The following is a 19,258-nucleotide window of genomic DNA, read 5'->3' on the forward strand; positions in this document are numbered from 1 at the left end:
GTGTGGTGGGCGCGGGCGAAGTGCTCCGTCCTGGACCCAGCCCAGATCTGGCCAACAACGTGGAACCGGCAGGAGACAGCACCGTGTGGACCCCCATCGCGGAAGAAGCGGCACGCGCCACCCGCGTCCTGCACCCCGACTCCCTCCAACTCCCCCGCCCGGACCGTCGGCGCGTCATGGTGGTCGCGAACCAGAAGGGTGGCGTCGGCAAGACGACCAGCACGGTGAACCTGGCCGCCGCGCTCGCCATCCACGGGCTCAAGGTGCTCGTCATCGACCTCGACCCGCAGGGCAACGCGAGCACGGCGCTGGCCGTCGAGCACCGGTCCGGCACGCCGTCGGTGTACGAGGTGCTGATCGGTGAGCTGTCCGTGGCGGAAGCCGCTCAGGTCAGCAACCAGTCCCCCAACCTCTACTGCGTGCCCGCCACCATCGACTTGGCGGGCGCGGAGATCGAGCTGGTGTCGATGGTGGCCCGTGAGTCGCGGTTGAAGGAGGCGCTGAGCCCGGAGGCGCTGGACCCGATCAAGCCGGACTACGTGTTCATCGACTGCCCGCCCTCGCTCGGTCTGCTGACCGTCAACGCGATGGTGGCCGCGCAGGAGGTGCTGATCCCGATCCAGTGCGAGTACTACGCGTTGGAGGGGTTGGGCCAGCTGCTGCGCAACATCGAGCTGGTGCAGGCGCACCTGAACCCGACGTTGAACGTGTCCACGATCCTGCTCACGATGTACGACGGCCGCACGAAGCTGGCCGACCAGGTGACCAGCGAAGTGCGCGGCCACTTCGGCGACACGGTCCTCCGAACGGTGATCCCGCGCAGCGTGAAGGTCTCCGAGGCACCAGGATTCGGTCAGACGGTGCTCACCTACGATCCCGGCTCACGGGGCGCGATGAGCTACCTCGACGCGGCACGGGAGATCGCCGAGTACGGCGCGGAGATGAGGTCGGCATGACGGAACAGCGCAAGGGTGGCCTGGGTCGTGGGCTCGCGGCCCTGATCCCGAGCGGCCCGCCGCCCGGCACGCCGGCGACGCCGTCGTCGTCACCGGCCCGGGGCGTGGCCAACGGGTCGTCCAACGGCACGTCCATCCCTGCGCCCTCCCCTGACCCCACCGGGGAGGTGGCCGGCGCGGTGTACCAGGAGCTGCCGGTCACGGCCATTCGCACGAACCCGAAGCAGCCGCGGCAGGTGTTCGACGAAGAGGCGCTGCGGGAGCTGGAGCACTCGATCCGCGAGTTCGGGCTGATGCAGCCCATCGTGGTGCGCGCGACCGGGACCGACACCTACGAGCTCGTCATGGGCGAGCGGCGGTGGCGGGCCACCCAGCTGGCCGGGTTGAAGACGATCCCGGCGATCGTCCGGCACACCGCCGACGACGTGATGCTGCGGGACGCGCTGCTGGAGAACATCCACCGCGTGCAACTCAACCCGTTGGAAGAGGCGTCGGCCTACCAGCAGCTGCTGGAGGAGTTCGGCGTGACGCACGAGGAGCTGGCCGACCGGATCGGGCGCAGCCGGCCGGTGGTGACCAACACGATCCGGTTGCTGAAGTTGCCGCTGCCGGTGCAGCGCAGGGTCGCGGCGGGCGTGCTCTCGGCCGGGCACGCGCGGGCGTTGCTGGGGATCGAGGACCCGGGGGTGCAGGAGGAGCTGGCCACCCGGATCGTCGCCGAGGGGATGTCGGTCCGGGCCACCGAGGAAGCCGTCACCCTCGCCAAGGGGGCCGAGCCCGCCAAGGCGAAGGCCGCTCGGCGCAAGCCGATGCAGGCACCCGGGTTGCAGGAACTGGCCGAGCGGCTGTCGGACAACTTCGACACTCGCGTGAAGGTCGAGTTGGGGCAGCGGAAGGGCCGGATCGTGGTCGAGTTCGGGTCCGTCGACGACCTCGAACGCATCATCCAGCTCATGTCACCGGAAGCAGCCCACCGGGCGCAAAAAACGGACATTTAGGATTCGTTCGGGGTGCAAGGGATCACCCAGGGGTCTTTTGTCACGGTGACGATGACGGCCCGTGTCCAATAGGACACGGGCCGTCATTCTTGAGTGAGGGGGTCTAACGGTTCACCGCGCGCTCGATCAGCCCCGCGTAGATCTCCCCCAGCGACTCGCCGGCCGCCTCGACCGCCATCGGCAGCAGCGAGGTCTCGGTCAGGCCGGGCGAGACGTTCACCTCCAGGAAGTGGACCGTCCCGTCCGGCGCGACGATCGCGTCGGTCCGCGACACGTCCCGCAGCCCCAGCAGCCGGTGCGCGGCCACCGCCAGCTCACCGACCGCCTGCGCCGCCTTGTCGTCGAGCCGGGCCGGGGCGTGGAAGTCGGTGAGCCCCGCGGTGTAGCGGGCGGTGTAGTCGTAGACCCCGTTCTCCGGGACGATCTCGACCGGCGGGAGGGCGTACGGCCCGTCCGGACCGTCGACCACCGCCACCGCGACCTCCACCCCCGCCACGAACCGCTCGGCCAGGACGGTGTTGCCGTAGGCCAGGCAGCCGACCATGGCGGCGGGTAGCTGGGCCGCGTCCCGGACCACGTGCGCGCCGAGCGCCGAGCCGCCCTGGTCCGGCTTGAGCATCAGCGGCAGGCCCAGGCGGTCGACCATGGCGTCCAGCACGGGCTGCGCGCCGAGTTCCCGGAACGTGGCGTGCGGCAGGACGGCCCACTCGGGGGTGGCCAGGCCGGCTCGGGCCAGCTCGGCCTTCGCGGTCGGCTTGTCCCAGGCCCGGCGGCAGGCGCGGGAGTCCGTGCCGACGAACGGGACGTCCATCAGCTCCAGGATCGTCTGGACCGAGCCGTTCTCCCCCTCGCCGCCGTGCAGCGCCACCACGACGGCGTCGGGGCGGTGCTCCTTCAGGCGGGTGAGGAGGCTGCCGTCGGCGTCCCACTCCTCCACGACCAGGCCCGCCGAGCGCAGCGCGGCGGACAGCCTGCGACCGGATCGCAAGGACACCTCCCGCTCGTGCGAAAGGCCCCCGGACAGGACTGCGACCCAGCGGTTGGACAACGTGTGCTCCTGATCAAGCGGTGTCGGGCGACGGGCTGTGCGGGCCCGAGACGGCGCGGCCCACGGTCGGGCCGAACGTCTCGTGCAGCTCGATCTCGTCCTTGAGGACGTTCGCGAGCCGTCGCACGCCCTCGCGGATGCGTTCGGGCGTGGGGTAGCAGTAGGAGATGCGCAACTGGCGGCTGCCGAGGCCGTCGGCGTAGAAGCCGGTGCCCGACGCGTACGCCACGCGCTGGGTGATGGCGCGCGGCAGCATGGCCTTGGTGTCGATGCCCTCGGGCACGGTCACCCAGACGTAGAAGCCGCCGGTGGGCTTGTTCCACGTGGAACCAAGCGGCATGTGCTGCTCGAGCGACGAGATCGCCGCGTCCCGGCGCTCCCGGTAGGCCTCGCGGTAGGTCTTGATCTGACCCTTCCAGTCGTGCGTCGACAGGTAGCGCGACACGATCAGCTGGTTGAGGGTCGGCGGGCACAGGGTGGCCGACTCGGCGGCCAGGACGAGCTTCTCCCGGACGGCGTGCGGCGCCAGCACCCAGCCCACGCGCAGACCGGCGGCGAAGGTCTTGGAGAACGAGCCGAGGTAGACCACGTTGTCCGGGTCGGTCGAGCGCAGCGCCGGGTAGGTGACGCCGTCGAAGCCCAGCAGGCCGTACGGGTTGTCCTCGACCACGAGGATGCCGTGCGCGCGGCAGATGTCCAGCACCTCGGCGCGGCGCTGCACGGCGAGCGTGACGCCGGCCGGGTTGTGGAAGTTCGGGATCGTGTAGAGGAACTTGATCCGGCGGCCGGAGCGCTCCACCGAGGCGATGGCCTCGCGCAAGGCCTCCGGCACCAACCCGTCGGCGTCCATGCCGACGTGGACGACCTGGGCCTGGTAGGCGGCGAAGGAACCGAGCGCGCCCACGTACGACGGGCCCTCGGCCAGCACGACGTCACCGGGGTCGCAGAAGATGCGGGTGACCATGTCCAGGCCCATCTGGGAGCCGACGGTCACCACCACGTCGTCCGGGTGGGCGTTGATGCCCTCCAGGGCCATCACGTCGCAGATCTGCTCACGCAGTTCGGGCACGCCGTGCGCGCTGCCGTACTGGAGCGCGACGAGCCCTTCCGTGGCGACGACGTCGGCCACTTCCGCGCTGAGGGAGTCCAGCGGCAGTGCTGCCAGGTGGGGCATCCCTCCCGCCAGGGACACCACCTCAGGCCTGCTCGCCACCGCGAAGAGCGCCCGGATCTCCGATGCCGTCATGCCCGCCGTCCGCGCCGCGTACCGGCGCAGGTGGGGGTCGAGGCTTCTGGCTCCCTGCTTGGGAGGCTGTCCGGGTAGGTTCACGGGAAACTCCGTAGGTGGGCGTTACCGGCGGGTTTGTTCCCGCCCGAGTGTAACGGCCGTCCCGTTCGGGGCATCCGGCTTCCGGGCGGGGGTCACATCCGCCTATCCTCGTGGTGGGATGTGTTCGGGGGCTTGGAGGTCCGGGTGTCGCGTCGTGTCGTGGGCGTCACCTTGGACAACCTGGAGCACCTCTCCAAGCACAGCCGGACCTGCGTGTTCTGGGAGCTCGCGCCCCATCTGAAGGAGCAGGCCGAGGAGTTCGGGGACACCGAGTTCGAGAAGGAGGCCTGGGTCTCCAGCGTGCTGCTGGAGTGGGGTTCCTGCGGTCGGATCATCTACCTGGACGGGATTCCCGCCGGCTCGGTGTTCTACGCGCCCCCGGCGGCGGTGCCCAGGTCGTTGGCCTTCCCCACCTCCCCCGCCAGCCCCGACGCCGTGCTGATGACCGGCCTCGAGGTGCTGCCGGAGTTCCGCGGCGGCGGTCTCGGGCGGGTGCTGGTGCAGGCCGTGGCCAAGGACCTCACCCGTCGCGGGGTGAAGGCGATCGAGGCGTTCGGCGACAACCGGCCGGAGGTCGACGGGCCGAGCTGCGTGACGCCGGCCGACTTCCTGCTCCAGGTGGGCTTCAAGACGGTGCGCCCCCACCCCCGGTGGCCGCGGCTGCGGCTGGAGCTGCGCAGCGCGTCGTCGTGGAAGGAAGACGTCGAGGCGGCGCTGGAGCGCCTGCTCAGCTCGGTGACCGTGTCGACCGCGGCGGAACCGAGCTTCAAGCCCGTGTGATGTGCCTCCTGAGCCGGGGTTTTCTTCGCTCGGGTTGACATGCAGGTAAATGCCTGCATAACGTGCCGTGTGGACAAGGTGTTCAAGGCCCTGGCCGACGAGACCCGCCGCTACCTGCTGGACCGGCTGCACGAGGAGAACGGCCAGACCCTCGGCGAGCTGTGCGCCCGGCTGGGCATGGCCCGGCAGTCCGTCACCCAGCACCTGGCCGTGCTGGAGGCGGCGAACCTCGTCAGCACCGTGCGCCGCGGCCGGGAGAAGCTGCACTACCTCAACCCCGTGCCGCTGCACGAGGTGCAGGAGCGGTGGGTGGACAAGTTCGAGCGGCCCCGGTTGCGGCTGCTCGGCGACGTGAAACGACGAGCGGAGGAACCCGTGAAGCCGGAGTTCGTGTACGTGACGTACATCGAGAGCACGCCCGAACGGGTGTGGGAGGCGCTCACCGACGCGGACGTCACCGCGCAGTACTGGGGCCACCGCAACGTCTCCGACTGGCAGCCGGGGTCGCCGTGGGCGCACCGGCGCGCGGACGGGTCGGACGTGGACGACGTCGTGGGCCAGGTGGTCGAGGCCGACCCGCCGCGGCGCCTGGTGACGACGTGGGCCGACCCGGCGGAGCCCGCGGTGACCTCCACCGTCACGTTCCGCATCGAGGCGTACGGCGCGATCGTGCGGCTGACCGTGACGCACGAGGGGCTGGCCGACGAGGCCGAGCGCGCGCAGGCGGCGTCCGGCTGGGCGGCCGTGCTGTCGAACCTGAAGTCGCTGCTGGAGACCGGGCACGTGCTGCCGGGCATCCCGTGGGAGATGCCCGCCCACTCCGGCTAGAAGCGGTCGATCTCGCAGTTCTCCAGCGTGCCGCCCTGGAGGAGGTCGAGCGCCTGCTCGCTCACCACGAGCTGGCCCTGGTCGGTCACGCCGAGGTCGTCCACCCCGGCCTGGCCGGTCACCTCCAGCCAGTGGAAGGTGGGCAGCTCCCGGCCGTCCAGCAGCTCCTGCGCCTCGTCCGACAGGGTCACCGTGGCGCGGCGGACGCGGAACGCGTCCAGGCCGCTGTCGACCAGCGTGTCGGCCAGGTCGTCGGTCACCAGGTAGACGGGGAACGCCTCGACCAGGTCGTCACCCGTCCAGTCGGTGATCTCGTAGTGCACCGCTTCGACGCGCGGCGGCTGGGCCGCGGCGTCGATCACGGTCCCCTCGTCCAGCACACCGGCGACCTCGGGTTCGAGGCGGTAGAACTCCATCGTGCTCCTCACCGGCGGTGGCCGGCCAATAAGATCGACTCGTGGACGTGGGGGTGGAGATCCAGCGCGAGGTGCTCGCGATCATCGAGGGCTCGCGGGACTTCGTGAAGATTCGCACACTGCTCGACGGCTGGCAGGACCAGGGCATCGCGGCCGGACAACTGGTGGACGAGCTCACCGACCTGATGCTGGACCTGCGCGCCCAGAACCGGGCGGACGACGAGGACGCCGTCGCCCGGGTGGTGGACGTGCTGACGGGCCACTAGTCGCCCGTCCGGTCGCCTTCGGGTGATCCGTGCTCGCCGACACCACCCGGACGACCCGCTTGTCCGGGTCGGGACAGAACCGGGTGCGGCCGGCCGTGACCTCGTACTGCCACTGGACGAGCGTTCGCCCGGCGATCTCCCGGGCCGGCACGTTCCGCACGACGTTGCCGCCGCAACCGAGCCCTCCGAGGCGGACCGCACCCGGTCCTCGCGGGTCACGAGCACGTCCGCGCCGTCACGGCGGCGGACCCCCGGCGAGCCGGTGACTCCGGGATCAGCGGAGCTTGCCGGTGGCCACCTCGTGCCGCAGCAGGTCGTCCATGGTGAACGTGCCGGTCGGCTGGTCGTCCTTGCCGAGCAGGTACAGGCGCTTCACCGCGACCAGGATGCCCTCGGCGACCACGTCGCGGAACGACGGGTTCGCCAGGCGCTGGCGGTCGCCCGTGTTGGTCAGGTAGCCCACCTCGACCCGGACGGCCGTGCAGCGGGTCATCCGCAGCATGTCCCACGTCTTGGGGTGGGTGCGGCAGTCGAGCATGCCCGTCCGCGCCACGATCTCCCGCTGGATGAACCCGGCCAGCGCCTCGCCAACCGTGGACGACGTGCCGTTGCCCGTCCCGAAGTGGAACGTCGCCACACCCGACGCCAGCGGTGAGGCGTTGCGGTCGGCGTGCAGGGACAGGATCAGGTCCGCGCCCGCCTCGTTGGCGAACCGGGCCCGTTCACCCTCGTCCGGGTTGTGGTTCGGGCCGCGCGTGAGCAGCGCCTCCATGCCGGTGGCCGCCATCTTGCCCTCGAGCAGCCTGGCCAGGTCCAGCATCACGTCGGCCTCGGACACGCCGTCGACCACGACACCGCGGTCCTCGCCGCCGTGACCGGGGTCGATGATGATCCGCTTGCCGGACAGCCTCGGCCCGGCCCGGCGCACCCGTTCCTGCTCGCGCAGGAAGACCGGCCGGCCGCCGCGCACCTTGGGCTGCAACTGGCGCAGCGCGCGGACCGTGTCGGGGCCGCACATGCCGTCCACGATCAAGCCGTAGTCGCGCTGGAAGCTGCGCAGCGCCTGCTCGGTCTGCTGACCGAACTCGCCGTTGGCCCGTCCGGCGTCGTAGCCCAGCTCCAGCAGCCGCTCCTGCAGCGCGAACACGTCGTCGCCGGTCACCGGCTGCGCCATGAGGAACGCGAGCGGGCGGTCGCCCAGGCGGTACGTCGCGTCGCGCAGCGCGCGGTAGGTGGCGGGACCCACGACACCGTCGGTGATCAGGCCCCGCTGCTGCTGGAAGGCGCGCACCGCGTGCTCGACCGGCAGGTCGAACACCTGGGACGGCTGCGGATCGGACAGCAGACCGAGCTTCGTCAGCGTTGCCCTGACCTCGGCGACGTCCGGACCGAAATCCCCGCGGCGGAGTAGCAGCATGCACCCCTCGCTCACTAAGGCGCCGACATCCGTCGACGCGAACTTGACGCCCTATTGTGCCTTGCTCGCGGCGATGCCACGGATGGGGCTACTGCGAGTGGTGACGGCTCCACAAAAGGGTGACCCGTCCATCTTCCGTGAAGACGGACGGGTCACCCGGTTGGTTGCACTCAGAGCACGTCGGACAGGTCCTTGAGCAGCGCGGCCTTCGGCTTCGCGCCCACGATCTGCTTCACCGGCTTGCCGCCCTGGAACAGGATCATGGTCGGCACCGACATGATCTGGTAGTCCCGCGCGATCGACGGGTTGGCGTCGATGTCGAGCTTCGCGATGGTGATCTTGTCGGGGTGCTCGGCGGCGATCTCCTCGAGCACCGGGGCGACCATCTTGCACGGGCCGCACCAGGTCGCCCAGAAGTCGACCAGTACCGGCTTGTCGCTGGTCAGCACGTCATCGGTGAACGTCTGAGCGGACGTGACCACGGGGGTGCCTGCCATGTCGTTTCTCTCCCTCGAAGAAAGGTGGGGTTCAGCTGGTGGTGACGGGCTCGCCGTAGCCGCCGCCGACGTGCTCGGCGGTGACGGCGGCCTCCGTGGTCCCGTGCTCGGCGAGCCAGCGCTCCGCGTCGATCGCGGCGGCGCAGCCCGAGCCGGCGGCGGTGATCGCCTGGCGGTAGGTGTGGTCGACGAGGTCGCCCGCGGCGAACACCCCGTCCACGTTCGTGTGAGTCGTGCGGCCGATGACCTGGACGTAACCCTCGCCGTCCAGCTCGACCTGGCCCTTGACCAGCTCGCTGCGGGGGTCGTGGCCGATCGCGACGAAGAAGCCGGTGAACGGGTGCTCGGTGACCTCACCGGTGCGGGTGTCGCGGGTCTTCACGCCGGCCACCGTGCCGGAGTCCTGGCCCAGCACCTCGACCACCTCGGCGTTGAGCAGCCACTTGATCTTCTCGTTGCTCCGCGCGCGCTCCAGCATGATCTTGGAGGCGCGGAACTCCTCGCGGCGGTGGATGACCGTGACGGACCGGGCGAACCTGGTCAGGAACGTCGCCTCCTCCATCGCCGAGTCGCCGCCGCCGATCACCGCGATGTCCTGGTCGCGGAAGAAGAAGCCGTCGCACGTGGCGCAGGCCGACACGCCGCGGCCGAGCAGCTCCTGCTCGCCGGGGACGTGCAGGTAGCGGGCCGCCGCGCCCATGGCCAGGATGACCGCGCGGGCGGCGTAGCGCTTGCCGTTCGCGGTCACGTACTTGACCGGGCCGTCCAGCTCGACGGCCTCGACGTCCTCCGCGCGCAGCTCGGCGCCGAAGCGCTTGGCCTGCTCCCGCATCTGCTCCATGAGGTCGGGGCCCATGATGCCGTCGCGGAAACCGGGGTAGTTCTCGACTTCGGTCGTGGTCATCAGCGCGCCGCCGTACTGCGAGCCCTCGAACACCAGCGGTTCGAGCTGGGCACGCGCCGCGTAGACCGCCGCGGTGTACCCGGCGGGCCCCGATCCCACGACGATCAGGTTCCGAACGTCCGACACCCTCGACCTCCGTTAGTCGCTTGACGGACCTGGATCACCAGGCCCGGCACTTCGCACAACGGATCGTAGGGCGCGGTAATTCCACGCCTTCACGGTGAGCTGGGCAACGCCCCTCGGCTACGGCTCGATCGTGCTGTTCGCCAGGACCCCGTCGGGGTTGTCCGGACCGCACGTGCGCGGGTCGACGACCACGATCCGGTACGCGCCGGGAGCGCCCGCGGGCAGGATGGCCATCACGGCCGGCTTGTCGTCCAGCGTGATGGGGCTGACCCCGAGCGGCTTGCCCGCCGTGATGTTCGCGCCGCGCAGGCAGTCGGCCAGCTTCTCCTGGTTCTCCAGCGGGCCGTAGTTCTGCGCCTTGAGCACGTCGCCGACGACCGGGCCGAAGTTCTCGCCGCGCACCGCGGGCAGGTCGGCGCCGCCGGGCGGCTGGGCGCTGCCCGTGACCGGGGCGTTCTGGGTCGTGTCCTCCTGGGCGAGCCCGCCGTCACCCGCGGTGGTGTCCCGCGGGATCGTCATCACGGCGACGCCGACGGCGACCGCGGCCGCCGCGAGGAGTCCCGCGCCCCAGCCGAGCCGCTTGGCGCGCCTGGCCTTGGCCTGCGCGAAGTCGATGACCGGCGCGCTCGGGCGCGCTTCCTCGGCCAGCGCCGCGTCGATCCGCTCGGCCACGTGGCGCGGCATCGGGATGGGCGGCAGGTCGTGCAGGTCGTCGAGCGTCGCGTCGAGGGCGGCCAGGATCGCCTGCGCCTCGGGGTCGTTCTCGACCAGCGGCCGCAGCTCGGCCTCGGTCCGCGGGTCCAGGGCCCCCGCGTGCAGATCAGCCAGCAGGTCGACGGACCACGGCGGCCCTGAACGCCGCGCATTGCCGGTCATCGTTCCTCCAACTGACGTCCCTGTTGCACCTGCACATCGTTCAGTGGGACGTTCGCTTCTGCACCCTGGTTCCGGAGGTGCCCCAGAACTTTGGCGAGCTTGGCCCGTCCGCGGGCGCACCGCGACTTGACGGTGCCCTCCGCGATGCCCAGGAGCTGGGCCGTTTCCGCCACCGAGTAGCCCTCCACGTCGACCAGCACGATCGGGGCGCGCTGCTCCTCGGGCAGCTCGTTGAGGGCGGCCTGGACCACCAGGCGGGTCTCGCGCTCGGCCATCGCGTCGCGCGGCGCGACCGGCTCGCCGGGGCCCGCTTCGGGCAGCGGCACGGTCGGCCTGGTTTGTCGCCTGCGCATCCGGTCCAGGCAGGCGTTGACGACTATTCGGTGCAGCCAGGTCGTGACCTGGGACTCGGCCCGGAAGCTCGCGGCGGCGCGGAAGGCGGAGATGAACGCCTCCTGCAACGCGTCCGCGGCCTCTTCGGGGTCGCGCAACGTGCGCAGCGCGACGGCCCACATGCGATCCCGGTGCCTGCGCACGAGCTCGGAGAAGGCGTGCGGGTCACCCGCGGCGTGCGCCGTGATGAGGTCTGCGTCCGAGCTGGCTGCGGCGGTCACGCGGGGAGCCTATCGGGCTGGGACGACACCACTCCGATCACCTGCGAGGTGGACGGGCACGGGTGGTGGGCACCGCGACGCCCACCACCCGTCACTCCGGGGGTCAGTAGTGGAGCTGGATCCAGCTGATGGAGCAGCCGGTGTCGACGCCCGGCCCGGACTCGGCCGGCTTCCACAGCCCGTCGGCGCGAGGAGGACCCGGCCCTCGACCAGCACGAGGAGTCCACCGCGGGACTCGCCCGCACGGTCGCCGCACGGGAGGTCGGCCAGTCGGCGCCGACCGCGCCCCGCACCGCGTTCGTGGCCGCCGCCGCCCGGCACGACCCGGTGATCGGGAGCCCCACCCTCACCGCGCGCCTGCGCGAGCTCCACGGCTCCCGCGAGGGAGCACCGGCCGCCACCCTCGCCGCCGGGACCGCCGCCGAACCGGTGGACATCACGCCCCGAGCCGTCGCCACGCAGCTCGGCGGCGCGCACCGGCTGCTGTTCGGCGAAGTGCCGCGGCTGACCGTCGAGGGGCACGACGACGCGCGCACTCGCGGCCACCGCGACGACGTCCGCCGAGCGCGTCTTCGCCCTGCTCGGACCCGCGCTGGGCGGCTACGCCCGCCGCGCGTGAGGGCTACTGGGCGCGGGTGTAGACCAGTTCCGCGACCTCGGAGCGGTTGTTCTTGCCGCTGCCGCCGAGCTTGGTGATCCACACCAGCACGTGCTGGGTGGGCTCGTGGTCGCCGAGCTGGATCTGGGTCTGCCCCGCCGACAGCGTCGCCGTCGCGATGACCTTCGTCTCCGGCAGCGGCGCGTTGGGCGCGCCCGCCACGCGGATCTCCACCACCGTGCCCTCGCTGGGCGACGTGATCGTCACCGACGACAGCTTCACCGGCTCGGCGAAGCCGGCCATCAGCCCGATGCCGGGCTTGAGCGCCGGGAACGGCTGGAAGTAGTTCTCGGTCTGCCACACCGTGGTCGGGTTGTTGTCGACCGCGCGGTTGGCCCGGGTCGCGTTGTCGGGCTGGTTGGTCACGTCGTACACGCCGACGGACGCGGGCTGCACGGGACCGGCCGGCTGGGGCGGGGGCGGCGCGGGCTGGCCGCTCTGCCCCGGCGTGGTCGACTGGCCGATCACCACCGTCGGCCCGCCGCCGCGGGAGGGCTCGTCGCTGAAGAAGCTCACGATCTGCACGCCGAGCCAGACGACCACGGCCAGGGTCGCCACCGCGAGCACGGCCACGCTGATCATCAGCTTGCGCTTGTGGTCCTTGTCCCGGACCGGGCGCTGCGTGGTCCACACCGCGCCGTCGTCCGCCGGGTCGTCCTGGACCGGCTGGATCAGCGCGGTCTGCGCCTCCGACTGGGCGATCTGGTCCAGCACCTGCAGGATCGCCGCGCTGGTGCGGATGCCGCCGACGCTGGTGTCCTCCAGGCTGCGCACGGCGACCGACGACAGCTCGTGCGGCACGTACGGGTGCAGCGCGCTCGGCGCGAGCACGGAGCCGTCCGGTCCCGTGGGCGCGACGGGCACGCCGTCCGGGCCGTTGGGCAGCGCCCACTTCCCGGTCAGCAGCAGGTACAGGATCGCGCCCAGGCCCTTGACGTCGTCGCGGGCGATGGCCTCCGGCCGGGGCCCCGGGAACGCGAGCCGCAGCCTGCCGTCCGACGTCACGCGGATGCGCTGCGGGTGGTCCGCGCCGAGCACGAGACCCGCGTGGTGCGCGCCCTCGATCGCCGCGCCCAGCGGCTCCAGCAGCCGGGTCGCCGCGCCCGCCGGCAGCGGGCCCTCGGCCACCAGGTCGAGCAGGTCGGTGCCCTGGGTCCACTCGGCCACGATCACCGCGAGGATGCCCTCGTCGAGCCGGATCCCCGCGCCGGGGGTCAGCACGTCGATCACCCGCGAAACACCCGGGTGGGTGAAGCTGGCGGCGTGCATCGCGCGTTCGGCGGTCCGCTTGGCGCGGCCCGCGGCGGCGTGGTCGGCGGGGTCGCCCACCAGCACGGTCAGCGCGACGTCCCGGTTGAGCTGCCCGTCCCGGGCTCGCCACAGGTGCGCGTCGCACCGCCGGTCCACACCCGACTGCGCCAGCAGCCGGTACCGGCCGTCGCCGATCACCCCGCCGGGCACCAGCGAGGTGTTCTGGATCGGACCGCTGCTCACGGGGCCGAGGGTACGTGACCGGGTCGGGTCGCAGGGGTCATCGGCGACCCACCAAACGACTGATCTTGGCGACGGCCGGCTTCACCTCGGGTACTCGGAACAGCGCCAGCAGCAGGAAGCTGCCCGGCAACCCGACGATCGTCTGGATCGCCACCTCGACCCAGGCACCCGCGACGGGGGACTCGATCCCCAGGCCTCCGACGACCGCCCACGCGAGCCCGGTCGCCGCGCCGAACGCGATCGCGGACGCCACGACCGTGAGGCAGATCGTCCACGCCGTGTAACCGGTGCGCAGCCGGCCGAGCCGCAACCGCAGCCACAGCTGGCCCACCAGGGCGCCGACCACGAAGCTCAGCGACATCGCGATCGACACGCCGACCGCCAGCTTGTCCGGTGGCGAGAACGCCAGGAACCCGTACAGCAGGCCGATCCGCACCACCACGATGATCGCCTGGATGATCGTCGGCGTCCGGGCGTCCTTCAAGGCGTAGAACACCCGCAGTTGCAGCAGCGTGATGGCGTAGGGCACCAGCCCGAACGCCGACAGCGCCAGCGCCGTGCCGATCGCCTCGCCGCCCTCGACGCCGGACGCGCCGAGCGAGAACACCGCCAGGCCGATCGACACGCCCGACACCGTCATCAGCGCGCTGAACGGCATCAGCAGGATCGACGACATCCGGTTGCCGAACGCCAGGTCGCCGACCAGCGCGTCGGTGTCGTGCGCCGCCGCCGCGCGGCTCATCTTCGGCATCAGCGCGGTCAGCAGCGACACGCCGAGCACGCCGTAGGGCACCTGGGCGATCAGCCACTGCATGTTGTAGACGGTGATCGCGCCGCGGTCGTGCGTGGCGACCTTGGTCAGCACGACCATGCTGACGAAGCCGAGCGCCACGTACAGCAGCACCCAGAACGCCAGGCCGCCGAACTCCGACAGCCGCCGGTCCCAGCCCCACCGCCAGCGGAACCGGAACCCGGTCCGGCGCAGCGCGGGGACCAGCACGGACGCCTGCACGGCCACGCCCAGCATCGTGCCCAGGCCGAGGACGAGCAGCTTCGGCTCGCCCATCCGCACCGGGTCGAGGGAGATCTCGCCCGGCATCAGCCAGTAGACGCCCAGCGTGATGATCACCACGACGTTGTTCAGCACCGGTGCCCACGTGGGCAGGCCGAACACGTGCCGGGTGTTGAGGATCGCGCCGATCAGCGCGGACAGCCCGTAGAACACGATGCCCGGCAGCACCAGGTACGCGAACGCGGTGACCAGCTCGGGCTCGGCGTCGGACGAGTCGATGAACAGCGCCGTCAGCAGCGGCGCGCACGCGACCGCGATGAGCGTGCCGATGCCGAGGACCACCGCCGACATGGTGATCATCCACTGGGCGTAGGACTCGCCGCGGTCGCCGTCCTCCTTCTCGGCGCGCACCAGCAGCGGGATGGCCACGCTGGTCAGCACGCCGCCGAGCAGCAACTCGTTGATCATCGTCGGCAGCGTGGTGGCGACCTGGTAGGAGTCGTTCAGGGCGTCGACGCCGAGGATCGCGATCAGCAGCAGCTTGGACAGCAGCCCGGAGGCGCGGCTGACGATCGTGGCGACGGCCATCGAGCCGCTGGCGCGCGCCAGCGACGGGCCCTGCGGCTGTTCCTGCGTCACCGTGGTTGTTCCGCTCAACTCGTGCTCGACCTCTCCGGCGTGACCTCGCTCGCGTCGTTCGGCACCTGCGCGGACGCGGCCCGCGCGGCGCGCACCCGGCGGTAGATGCGCCGGGCGGACAGCAGCACCAGCGCGGCGCCCGCCAGGCCGGTGATGACGACCGTGATCGTCCCGTACGCGGAGGACGACACCTCCAACCGGGCCCGTTCGCCCAGCTCGACACCACTGGTGGTGACCAGGCGGACGTGCACCGGGAACCGCCCGGACCGCTGCACCTCCACCGGTACCCGCACCAGGCGGTCGCCACGCGCGGGCAGCTCGATGTCGGTGAGGTCCTTGGCCACGATGCCCGGTGTGTCCTCGATCACGATCCGGACCGTGACCCGCACGTCGAGCCGGTTCTTGATGGACAGCGGGATCGGGCTGTCGCCCGAACCGAGCAGGATCGGGCTGTTCGGCTCGGTCACGGTGACCTGGTCCCGCAGCCCGTCGAGCTGCGTGCGGCCCACCGCCAGCGCGGCGCGCGCACCGTCCTCGTTGCCGCGCCACGCGCCCGACACCGCGCGCAGCAGTGCCAACCGCAGCGGGTCGACCAGGTCGGCCGGCTCGGCGGACTCCGCGTCCGGCTGGCTCATCGACTCCGCGAGCTGGTGCAGCCGGCTCCACGACTCGGCGACCGACGCGGTCACGGTCGGCGGCACCTCGCGGGCGCCCGCGTCGACCGGGTAGCTCAGCGCGGCGGTCTGCTCCGGCGGTGACGCGAGCAGCGACTCCAGCGCGACCGGCGTCGCGAACCCGCCTCCGACCAGGGACTTCGCCGTGCGCAGCAGCAGGTCGACCTCGCCGGTCGGCGCGTTCCACCGGCGCGGCGGCGTGACGACCACGTGCTGGCCCGTGCTCTGGAACCCGGCCCGGAACGTGAGCGCGGCCAGCGCGTTCTGCACCGACACCGGCCGGGTCTCGCTGGGCGTGGTCACGCCCGCGACCGGCCGGGTCGTCGCCGCGCCCTGCAACGCGTCGGACACCATGCCGTCGACGCGCACGGCGGTGACCGGCTTGCCCTCGGCGACGTCGAACCGCACCGGACCGGTGCCGGGGGTGCCCGCCACGGCCGACTGGTCGAGCACCAGGGACGTGACGCCGCGGGCGGTCAGGTTCGCCAGCGTCGGCTGGTCGAGCACGCCGTCCTCGGGCCAGACCAGCCCCGACGTCGGCTGCACGCCCAGCACCCGGCGGACCACCTCGGCGCCCGCCAGCGAGAGGTCGAGCAGTCCGGTGAGCTCGGCGCGGGACAGCGCGACGAGGTCGGCGTCCGCGTCCGGCAGCGCGATCACGCACCGGCCGGCGGCCAGCAGCCGCAACCGGTCGCGCCACATCCCGGCGGCGCTCTTGCCCTTGCCCGCGCCCTGGCCGCTGACCTCGTAGCCCTGGCTCATCGCCTCGACCGTGCGCAGCAGGTCCGGGTCGACGGCCAGGCACACGCCGGTGCCCAGCGGGCTGGTCAAGGCGGACTCGTAGGCCATGAGCAGCCCGTACAGCCGCCCGCCCATGGCCAGCGAGCCGGCCAGCTCGTCGTCGGCGAGGACGGGCGGGTTCTCGTTGACCAGGCGCGGCCGGTCGGCCAGCGGCCAGAGCAGGGTGAGCTTCGCGGGGTTGGCGGGCGGGGTCGGCGCCTGCCCGCCGGGCATCGCGAGCACCGGCAGCAGGGTGCTCAGCGCGGCCAGGCGGGCGCGGCCGCCGTAGTCGGGGACGCCGTTGATGTTGGCCAGGATCGGGTAGATGCCGGGCTCGGTGATCCGCAGCGAGGTCGGGTCCGTGCCGCGCAACGGCACGGTGAGCCGGAACGGCTTGGACTCGTTCTGCTCGAGGCGGTCGGTGACCGGGGTGAAGTTCGGCTGCACGACCTCGGCGTCGGTCGGCTCGCGCAGCGCCTTGCGGACCTGCTCCTCGCTGGTCAGCGGCTGGCCGCGCTCCAGGCGCAGCTCGATGTCCTCCAGGGCCCGGTCGCCGACGTTGACGACCTTGCCGGAGATGGTGATCGAGTCCGGGCCGTCGGCGGTGACCACCCGGGGGGTCATCTCCTCGACGTCCAGGCGCAGCCACACCTGCGACTGCTGGCCCGGTTGGCTCGACAGCGCCCGGGTCGCCCACACCTGGGTCGCGGGCGCGGGCCGGACGGGCAGGCGCCCCCCGTCGACGGGCGCGGCGGGCGCGGCGGACGCGGTGGTCACGAGGAGGACCCCCGCCGCCGCCAGAGCGGACAGCAGCCGTTTCACGCCGACTCCGCCCCGTCCGCCTGGAACTCGGCGAGCAGTTCGGCGGCTCGGCGCACCAGTCGACGCTCGTCCGCGTAGGCGAGCCGGTCGTCCAGTTCGCCCAGGGGCACCCACGCCACCTCGGTGACCTCCACGTCTTCGTCGGAAAGCTCGCCGCCCAGCGCTTCCAGCAGGAAGTGGTGGACGGTCTTGTGCACCCGCCGGTCCTCGGCGACGAACCAGTAGTCGATCGAGCCGAGCGGGCGCAGGACCCTGCTATGAATACCGGTCTCCTCGGCGACCTCGCGCACCGCGGTCTGTTCCGCGGTCTCGCCCGCCTCGATGTGGCCCTTCGGCAGCGACCACAGCAACCGCCCGCGCCGGTCCAGCCGCCCGATGATCGCGGCGACGTGCTGCTCGAAGTCCAGCACCAGTCCGCCCGCCGAGGTCTCGTCGACGGTCTTCAGCCTTCGGCCGCGACGCCGGTTCCGGCGCCTCGGCTTGGGACCGCCGGAGCGACCGGACGACTGGGGCATGCCCTGATGGTAGTGGCGACCAGCGTTCACCGGACGTGACAGCCCGGTGGCGGGAGGTGATCAACAAGGTGGTCAAGTCGTTCGGAGCGGCGGCCGCGGACCAGTAGGCTGGCTCCTCGTGTCCGGACCCCTCGCCTCCGCCGCCACTCCGCCTGAGCAGGACAATGCCGTGGTGGAACTGCTGAGCGCCCTCCCCGTCGCCGAGGAACTGGCCGCCCGCTTCGCCGCGGCCGGTCACCGCCTGTACCTGGTGGGCGGCAGCGTGCGGGACGCCATGATCGGGCGGCTGTCCGGCGACCTCGACTTCACCACCGACGCCCGGCCGCCGCGGATCATGGCGCTGCTCAAGGGCTGGGCGGACGCGATCTGGGACACCGGCATCGCGTTCGGCACGGTCGGCGCGACCAAGCACGGTCAGACCGTGGAGATCACCACGTTCCGCGCCGACAGCTACGACGGCGTCACCCGCAACCCCGAGGTGACCTTCGGCGACAGCATCGAGGGCGACCTGGTCCGGCGCGACTTCACCGTCAACGCGATGGCCTACGACGTGGTGAACCGGCAGCTCATCGACCCGACCGGCGGCCGCGAGGCGCTGCGGGCGGGTGTCCTGGACACCCCGGCGACCCCGCAGGAGTCGTTCTCCGACGACCCGCTGCGGATGCTGCGCGCGGCCCGGTTCACCTCCCAGCTCGGCTTCGCCGTCGCGCCCCGGGTGCTGGAGGCGATGGCGGCCATGGCCGGCGAGCTGACCCGCATCACCGCCGAGCGCGTGCAGGTCGAGCTGTCCAAGCTGCTCACCGGCGCGCACCCGCGCGCGGGCGTGGAGCTGATGGTCGAGGCGAAGCTGGCCGACGTGGTGCTGCCCGAGCTGCCCGCGATGAAGCTGGAGATCGACGAGCACCACCAGCACAAGGACGTGTTCCACCACTCGCTGGTCGTGCTCGACCAGGCCATCGACCTGGAGGCGGCGGACCCGGACGGCGGCGCCGAGCCGGACCTGGTGCTGCGGCTGGCCGCGTTGCTGCACGACATCGGCAAGCCGGACACCCGGCGGTTCGAGGAGGGCGGCGGCGTGTCGTTCCACCACCACGAGGTGGTCGGGGCGAAGATGGTCCGCAAGCGTTTGCGCGCGTTGAAGTACTCGAAGGAGATCGTCGAGGACGTCGCCCAGCTCGTGTACCTCCACCTGCGCTTCCACGGCTACGGGAGCGGCGAGTGGACCGACTCGGCGGTCCGCCGGTACGTCACCGACGCGGGTCACCTGCTCCCCCGCCTGCACAAGCTGGTCCGCGCCGACTGCACGACGCGCAACCGGCGCAAGGCCAACGCGCTGCAGCGCACGTACGACGACCTGGAGCGCCGCATCGAGCGGATCGCCGCCGAGGAGGACCTCAAGCGGGTCCGACCGGACCTGGACGGCAACGAGATCATGCGGCTGCTGGGCCTGCCACCCGGGCCGATGGTCGGCAAGGCGTGGAAGTTCCTCAAGGAGCTGCGCCTGGACCGCGGCCCGCTGGACCACGACGAGGCGGTCGCCGAGCTGCTGGCGTGGGCGCGTGCGGAGGGTGTCCAGCCGCCGGGCGACTGACACCAAGTGACCAATCT

The 19,258-nt window shown here is 71.9% G+C and carries 18 protein-coding genes; 6 read left to right on the top strand and 12 right to left on the bottom strand.

The window, feature by feature from the left end; genetic code table 11:
- The first annotated feature begins 47 nt into the window (after positions 1-47).
- Together FHX81_RS21440 and FHX81_RS21445 are read left to right on the top strand one after the other, a co-directional pair.
- On the top strand, positions 48-956 hold the full coding sequence (locus tag FHX81_RS21440; protein ID WP_141984054.1) for a ParA family protein: 909 nt from the start codon (positions 48-50) through the stop codon (positions 954-956).
- Positions 953-1,954, top strand: a complete 1,002-nt coding sequence (locus FHX81_RS21445) for a ParB/RepB/Spo0J family partition protein (RefSeq protein WP_141979848.1) — start codon at positions 953-955, stop codon at positions 1,952-1,954. The genes FHX81_RS21440 and FHX81_RS21445 overlap by 4 nt, the downstream gene beginning before the upstream one ends.
- Positions 1,955-2,057: 103 nt before the next feature.
- On the opposite strand, the gene FHX81_RS21450 is transcribed toward FHX81_RS21445, so the two are convergent.
- Together FHX81_RS21450 and FHX81_RS21455 are read right to left on the bottom strand one after the other, a co-directional pair.
- Positions 2,058-3,002, bottom strand: coding sequence for a D-alanine--D-alanine ligase family protein (locus FHX81_RS21450; RefSeq protein WP_141979849.1), 945 nt, complete (start codon positions 3,000-3,002; stop codon positions 2,058-2,060).
- 13 nt (positions 3,003-3,015) lie between these two features.
- Positions 3,016-4,332, bottom strand: a complete 1,317-nt coding sequence (locus tag FHX81_RS21455; protein ID WP_141979850.1) for an aminotransferase-like domain-containing protein — start codon at positions 4,330-4,332, stop codon at positions 3,016-3,018.
- A gap of 144 nt (positions 4,333-4,476) precedes the next feature.
- Here FHX81_RS21455 and FHX81_RS21460 point away from each other — a divergent pair, with 144 nt between their 5' ends.
- Together FHX81_RS21460 and FHX81_RS21465 are read left to right on the top strand one after the other, a co-directional pair.
- Complete coding sequence (locus FHX81_RS21460; RefSeq protein WP_141979851.1) at positions 4,477-5,112, top strand: GNAT family N-acetyltransferase; 636 nt, start codon at positions 4,477-4,479, stop codon at positions 5,110-5,112.
- A 69-nt stretch (positions 5,113-5,181) separates the two neighbouring features.
- Positions 5,182-5,940 (top strand): ArsR/SmtB family transcription factor, encoded by a 759-nt coding sequence (locus tag FHX81_RS21465; RefSeq protein WP_141979852.1) that lies wholly within the window; start codon positions 5,182-5,184, stop codon positions 5,938-5,940.
- On the opposite strand, the gene FHX81_RS21470 is transcribed toward FHX81_RS21465, so the two are convergent.
- Positions 5,937-6,356, bottom strand: a complete 420-nt coding sequence (locus tag FHX81_RS21470) for a hypothetical protein (protein ID WP_141979853.1) — start codon at positions 6,354-6,356, stop codon at positions 5,937-5,939. The genes FHX81_RS21465 and FHX81_RS21470 overlap by 4 nt on opposite strands.
- Before the next feature lie 41 nt (positions 6,357-6,397).
- Here FHX81_RS21470 and FHX81_RS21475 point away from each other — a divergent pair, with 41 nt between their 5' ends.
- Positions 6,398-6,622, top strand: coding sequence for a hypothetical protein (locus tag FHX81_RS21475; RefSeq protein WP_141979854.1), 225 nt, complete (start codon positions 6,398-6,400; stop codon positions 6,620-6,622).
- 274 nt (positions 6,623-6,896) lie between these two features.
- On the opposite strand, the gene FHX81_RS21480 is transcribed toward FHX81_RS21475, so the two are convergent.
- From FHX81_RS21480 to FHX81_RS21520, 9 genes are all read right to left on the bottom strand, one after another.
- Positions 6,897-8,039: an N-acetylmuramoyl-L-alanine amidase gene (locus FHX81_RS21480; RefSeq protein WP_141979855.1), complete on the bottom strand. Its 1,143-nt coding sequence runs from the start codon at positions 8,037-8,039 to the stop codon at positions 6,897-6,899.
- A gap of 170 nt (positions 8,040-8,209) precedes the next feature.
- Complete coding sequence (gene trxA / locus FHX81_RS21485) at positions 8,210-8,536, bottom strand: thioredoxin (RefSeq protein WP_141979856.1); 327 nt, start codon at positions 8,534-8,536, stop codon at positions 8,210-8,212.
- Between the two features lie 31 nt (positions 8,537-8,567).
- On the bottom strand, positions 8,568-9,566 hold the full coding sequence (trxB, locus tag FHX81_RS21490) for a thioredoxin-disulfide reductase (protein ID WP_141979857.1): 999 nt from the start codon (positions 9,564-9,566) through the stop codon (positions 8,568-8,570).
- Positions 9,567-9,683: 117 nt separating this feature from the next.
- The gene (locus FHX81_RS21495; RefSeq protein WP_141979858.1) at positions 9,684-10,442 is read right to left on the bottom strand and encodes a hypothetical protein; all 759 of its coding nucleotides are present in this window, start codon (positions 10,440-10,442) and stop codon (positions 9,684-9,686) included.
- Positions 10,439-11,056 (bottom strand): RNA polymerase sigma factor SigM, encoded by a 618-nt coding sequence (gene sigM / locus FHX81_RS21500; RefSeq protein ID WP_141979859.1) that lies wholly within the window; start codon positions 11,054-11,056, stop codon positions 10,439-10,441. The genes FHX81_RS21495 and sigM overlap by 4 nt, the downstream gene beginning before the upstream one ends.
- Before the next feature lie 622 nt (positions 11,057-11,678).
- Positions 11,679-13,208: a protein kinase family protein gene (locus FHX81_RS21505; protein WP_141979860.1), complete on the bottom strand. Its 1,530-nt coding sequence runs from the start codon at positions 13,206-13,208 to the stop codon at positions 11,679-11,681.
- A gap of 37 nt (positions 13,209-13,245) precedes the next feature.
- Positions 13,246-14,859: a murein biosynthesis integral membrane protein MurJ gene (gene murJ / locus FHX81_RS21510; protein ID WP_246107914.1), complete on the bottom strand. Its 1,614-nt coding sequence runs from the start codon at positions 14,857-14,859 to the stop codon at positions 13,246-13,248.
- A gap of 14 nt (positions 14,860-14,873) precedes the next feature.
- On the bottom strand, positions 14,874-17,135 hold the full coding sequence (locus tag FHX81_RS21515) for a DUF6049 family protein (protein WP_141979861.1): 2,262 nt from the start codon (positions 17,133-17,135) through the stop codon (positions 14,874-14,876).
- A complete protein-coding gene (locus tag FHX81_RS21520) occupies positions 17,132-17,650 on the bottom strand; it encodes an NUDIX hydrolase (RefSeq protein ID WP_141979862.1) in 519 nt (172 codons plus the stop codon). Before FHX81_RS21520 ends, FHX81_RS21515 begins: the two co-directional genes overlap by 4 nt.
- A gap of 118 nt (positions 17,651-17,768) precedes the next feature.
- On the opposite strand from FHX81_RS21520, the gene FHX81_RS21525 reads away from it, so the two are divergent.
- Positions 17,769-19,241, top strand: a complete 1,473-nt coding sequence (locus tag FHX81_RS21525; protein WP_141979863.1) for a CCA tRNA nucleotidyltransferase — start codon at positions 17,769-17,771, stop codon at positions 19,239-19,241.
- Positions 19,242-19,258: the final 17 nt, after the last annotated feature.

The organism is Saccharothrix saharensis (assembly GCF_006716745.1).
GTDB classification, from domain to species: Bacteria; Actinomycetota; Actinomycetes; order Mycobacteriales; family Pseudonocardiaceae; genus Actinosynnema; species Actinosynnema saharense.

Bases quoted from the DNA above. Each gene is read 5' to 3' on its own strand.
- FHX81_RS21470 (WP_141979853.1), bottom strand. From the start codon at position 6,356: ATGGAGTTCTACCGCCTCGAACCCGAGGTCGCCGGTGTGCTGGACGAG.
- FHX81_RS21445 (WP_141979848.1), top strand. From the start codon at position 953: ATGACGGAACAGCGCAAGGGTGGCCTGGGTCGTGGGCTCGCGGCCCTG.
- FHX81_RS21495 (WP_141979858.1), bottom strand. From the start codon at position 10,442: ATGACCGGCAATGCGCGGCGTTCAGGGCCGCCGTGGTCCGTCGACCTG.
- FHX81_RS21480 (WP_141979855.1), bottom strand. From the start codon at position 8,039: ATGCTGCTACTCCGCCGCGGGGATTTCGGTCCGGACGTCGCCGAGGTC.
- FHX81_RS21520 (WP_141979862.1), bottom strand. From the start codon at position 17,650: ATGCCCCAGTCGTCCGGTCGCTCCGGCGGTCCCAAGCCGAGGCGCCGG.
- trxA (WP_141979856.1), bottom strand. From the start codon at position 8,536: ATGGCAGGCACCCCCGTGGTCACGTCCGCTCAGACGTTCACCGATGAC.